This window comes from Mucilaginibacter sp., from assembly GCF_039935595.1.
GTDB lineage: Bacteria > Bacteroidota > Bacteroidia > Sphingobacteriales > Sphingobacteriaceae > Mucilaginibacter.
Map to the genome: position 1 here is coordinate 1 of NZ_JBDTJZ010000151.1, position 3,856 is coordinate 3,856.

General features: G+C 36.6%; 5 protein-coding genes. 3 read left to right on the forward strand and 2 right to left on the reverse strand.

All coding sequences use genetic code 11. The annotated features are described in order from the left end of the window. The first annotated feature begins 22 nt into the window (after nucleotides 1–22). On the forward strand, nucleotides 23–238 hold the full coding sequence (locus ABI367_RS10130; RefSeq protein ID WP_462230104.1) for a VF530 family protein: 216 nt from the start codon (nucleotides 23–25) through the stop codon (nucleotides 236–238). A gap of 105 nt (nucleotides 239–343) precedes the next feature. On the opposite strand, the gene ABI367_RS10135 is transcribed toward ABI367_RS10130, so the two are convergent. Together ABI367_RS10135 and ABI367_RS10140 are read right to left on the reverse strand one after the other, a co-directional pair. Further along, a complete protein-coding gene (locus tag ABI367_RS10135; protein WP_462230106.1) occupies nucleotides 344–565 on the reverse strand; it encodes a CDGSH iron-sulfur domain-containing protein in 222 nt (73 codons plus the stop codon). Nucleotides 566–631: 66 nt separating this feature from the next. After that, entirely contained in the window at nucleotides 632–1,234 is a 603-nt protein-coding gene (locus ABI367_RS10140; protein WP_462230109.1) for a GNAT family N-acetyltransferase, read from the reverse strand. Nucleotides 1,235–1,425: 191 nt separating this feature from the next. Here ABI367_RS10140 and ABI367_RS10145 point away from each other — a divergent pair, with 191 nt between their 5' ends. Both ABI367_RS10145 and ABI367_RS10150 read left to right on the forward strand, forming a co-directional pair. Beyond that, complete coding sequence (locus tag ABI367_RS10145; RefSeq protein WP_462230111.1) at nucleotides 1,426–2,130, forward strand: NUDIX hydrolase; 705 nt, start codon at nucleotides 1,426–1,428, stop codon at nucleotides 2,128–2,130. Nucleotides 2,131–2,225: 95 nt separating this feature from the next. Then, a partial coding sequence (locus tag ABI367_RS10150; RefSeq protein WP_462230113.1) for an ABC transporter ATP-binding protein occupies nucleotides 2,226–3,856 on the forward strand: 1,631 nt, incomplete at its 3' end.

Below are 3,856 nucleotides of genomic sequence, written 5' to 3' on the forward strand. Positions count from 1 at the left end.
AGTAGTTTTATTTTTTTAAAAAATGGTACAACAAGTAAATAATAATTTACACGGAAAAACCTTAGAGAGTATATTAAATGACCTGGTAAAGCATTATGGCTGGCCCGAATTAGGGTATCGTATTCGCATTAATTGCTTTTTGTCAGACCCGAGCATAAACTCGAGCCTTAAATTTTTGCGTAAAACCCCATGGGCCCGTAAAAAGGTGGAGGACCTGTACCTGGAAACTTTTTATTAAGCTTTTTTACCAAAAGCTTATGGGTTGGAATAAAAAAAAGAAGTATTCCGGGATGAGTTGGCTGTCCGTTATAATTAGCATTAACAATTACATCCCGGAAACTATCTAAACTTTTTTGGGAGGGAGGTCAAAAGCAACGGCATTATGCTCAAAATGCCCTTTATGCGATCCATCGCAAAAAGGTTTATTGGCTGATAGTCCGCAACGGCAAATTGAAACTATGGTACGACCCTGCAAGCCATAATTATTGCCCTGCATGTCTACAATTTCAAAATCGCCTTCTATTTTAACTGATCCGTTGTTATTAATGGTAAGTTTTGTTGACATATAAAATTATTTTGTCAAATATAACCAAGCCGATCAGCTTTTAAATGATTAACTGTTAATAATAATCTATCTGAGCTTATTTTTAAGTTGTTTTTTAACAGTATCATACCATTCCTGTTTTAATATACTTAACACTATAGAATCTCTGCGACCGCCATTTTGCAATGGTAAATGGTTTCTTAGTATGCCCTCAACAGTACATCCAATACTTTTCATAGCCGCAATACTGCGCTGGTTTTTAGCATCGGCCCTAAACTCAACACGCTCCATGCCCAGGGTTTCAAATGCCAGTTGCAGTAATAAAAATTTACAATGCTTATTTAAACCTGTGCCTCTAAATTTTTCGCCATACCAGGTATAGCCTAATTGTAAGCTTTGGTATTGCGGTTGTATATCATAAAAGCGGGTGCAGCCGGCATAGGTCTTGGTTGCCTTATCATAAACTATAAATGGATATTCTTTACCGGTGGCTTTAGCTGCAAGTGCAGTAGTAACATAGTTTGTCATGCCGTCTTTACCTGCGGCGCTTACGAGCGAATAGGCCCAGGTGTCGGGTTCGGTTAACGCATACGGCAAAAGATGTTCAAGATGCTCTTGTTTTAAAGTTTGCAATAGCACACTTTCATCTTCCAATAAATAATCTGTTTTTGTAAAAAATGCATCTATCATAAATAAGTTTACTTACAAAATTGTGAATGAAAAGCACTGGTTCAATTAAAATGTTACAAGAAAAAAATGTATGTTTTGATTATTGCAGGTAAATTTCAAACGTTTTTGGACATCATATCTAATCTCGACAAATTTTTATAATTTTTTTTACTAAAATTGCTAAGTTATTAAAACCAATTACCCGCTTTTTTATGAGTAAATATACTGGCCAAACCCGGCTTTTGGCAGCTACCGATTGTATAATTTTTGGGTTTGATGGTACAAGCATTAAACTGTTATTAATAAAACGGGGACTTAATCCTGCTAAAAACAAGTGGAGTTTAATGGGCGGTTTCATTCAGTCGTCAGAAAGCCCGGAAGATGCAGCAGTGCGTGTTTTAGAAGAATGTACCGGCCTAAAAGATGTATATATGGAACAGTTTATGGTGTTTGGTAAACCTGACCGTGATCCTGTTGAACGCACTTTATCAATAGCTTATTTTGCTTTGATTGATATACATAAGTACGAAAATCAACTAAGTGATAAATACCATGCAGAATGGTTTTTATTGAACAAAATGCCCGATCTGATATTTGACCACTCGGAAATTGTAAAACAAGCCAAAAAGCAATTGCGCTACAAAGCTGCACTGCATCCTATATTATTTGAATTGCTGCCCGAAAAATTTACCATTCCACAATTGCGTACCTTATATGAGGGCGTTTATGAAACCGAGTTTGATGATCGTAATTTTAGTCGTAAGCTGCTATCAACCAATTTATTGGTTAAATTGAATGAGAAAGATAAACTATCGTCGCGCAAAGGGGCATTTTATTATAAGCTTGATAAATCACACTACGAAAATAATTTCGAATCATTTTTGCACCTGATACCCACACCCGAAAAGTTTTTTTAACCTATTTTTGTTTTTTTTAAAAGTATTTTACTCTATAATCGTCTATGATTGTTATAGGATAAAATATTATTGTATATAATTTATAAATAACCTTAATGCCCAAACCTGATACCTCCAATAATCAAACAAAACCACCTGGCCTTTTAAGTTTGCTTAAGCCTTACCGGGGCTTGGTTTTGCTATTATTTTTATTTACCCTGCTTGGCAATGGTATAAACTTATGGCTCCCTAAAATTATAGCAGGTGGTATTGATGCTTATTCGCGTCATACTTTTAATTTAAAGTATACATTAACTGAGTTTAGTGTAGCCATACTATTTGTATTTGTTTTTGGTTACCTGCAAAGTATAATACAAACCTATGCTTCTGAGCGGGTGGCACGCGACCTGCGCACCCGGCTTGCTGATAAAATATCTAAACAGAGCTTTGCTTTTATTGAGAAGGCTAATCCCTCAAAACTGCTAACTAACTTAACTGCCGATACCGATTCTATTAAGCAATTTGTTTCGCAGGCAATTGTTTCTATAGCGTCGTCTTTATTTGTAATTATTGGCGCCAGTATTTTATTGTTAACCATTAACTGGAAACTGGCTTTAACAGTTATAGCTATAATACCCATAATAGGAGGTACGTTTTTTTGGGTGTTACGCAAGGTGCGTGCATTATTTAAACAAAGTCGCGAAGTTATTGACTGGCTTAATAAAATTATAAACGAGAGTATTTTAGGCTCGGCATTGATAAGGGTAATTAATTCGCAGCAGTTAGAAACCATGAAATTTCTGGAAGCCAATGCAAAAGCCCGGGACTTTGGATTAGCCATTTTAAAATTATTTGCAGGTTTAATACCGGTTATTACATTTACGGCAAGCTTATCAACTTTGAGCATACTGGTGCTGGGCGGTCACTTTGTAATAAATGGCACCATGACGTTGGGCGATTTTGCTGCTTTTAACAGCTATTTAGTAATGCTGATATTCCCGATACTGGTTATCGGTTTTATGAGCAACATTATAGCGCAGGCAACGGCATCTTTTCAACGGATTAGTATGATATTGAATGCGCCCGAACTTGCAGAAACCGGAGCGATTACAGCAGACCTTAAAGGTGATATAGAATTAAAAAACATATCGGTTTTTTACGGGCAAAAACCGGCTTTAAAAAATATTTCACTAAAAATACAAGCAGGATCAAAAATAGCCGTAATAGGGCCCACAGCCGCCGGCAAATCGCAACTGCTTTATTTACTTACCGGATTAATACCGGCCAATGAGGGTGTTGTTGAATTTGACGGGCATAGTATTGAAAGCTATAACAGCGAGACGTTTCATAGCCAGGTTGGTTTTGTTTTTCAGGACAGCATTATTTTTAACATGAGCATACGCGAAAACATAGCCTTTAGCGATACAGTTACTAACGAATCATTACAAAAAGCAATAGATACTGCCGAACTGGATGAATTTGTTGATAATTTACCAGATAAACTAAGCACCATAGTATCTGAGCGTGGTTCAAGTCTTTCGGGGGGGCAAAAGCAACGCATTATGTTGGCCAGGGCCCTGGCGGTAAATCCTAAGGTTTTATTGCTGGATGATTTTACAGCCAGGGTTGATGCCAGTACCGAACGAAAGATATTAATTAATATTCAGCAAAATTATCCAAACCTTACATTGATATCTGTAACCCAAAAAATTGCTTCAATTGAGCATTACGACCAGATAGTAGTGTT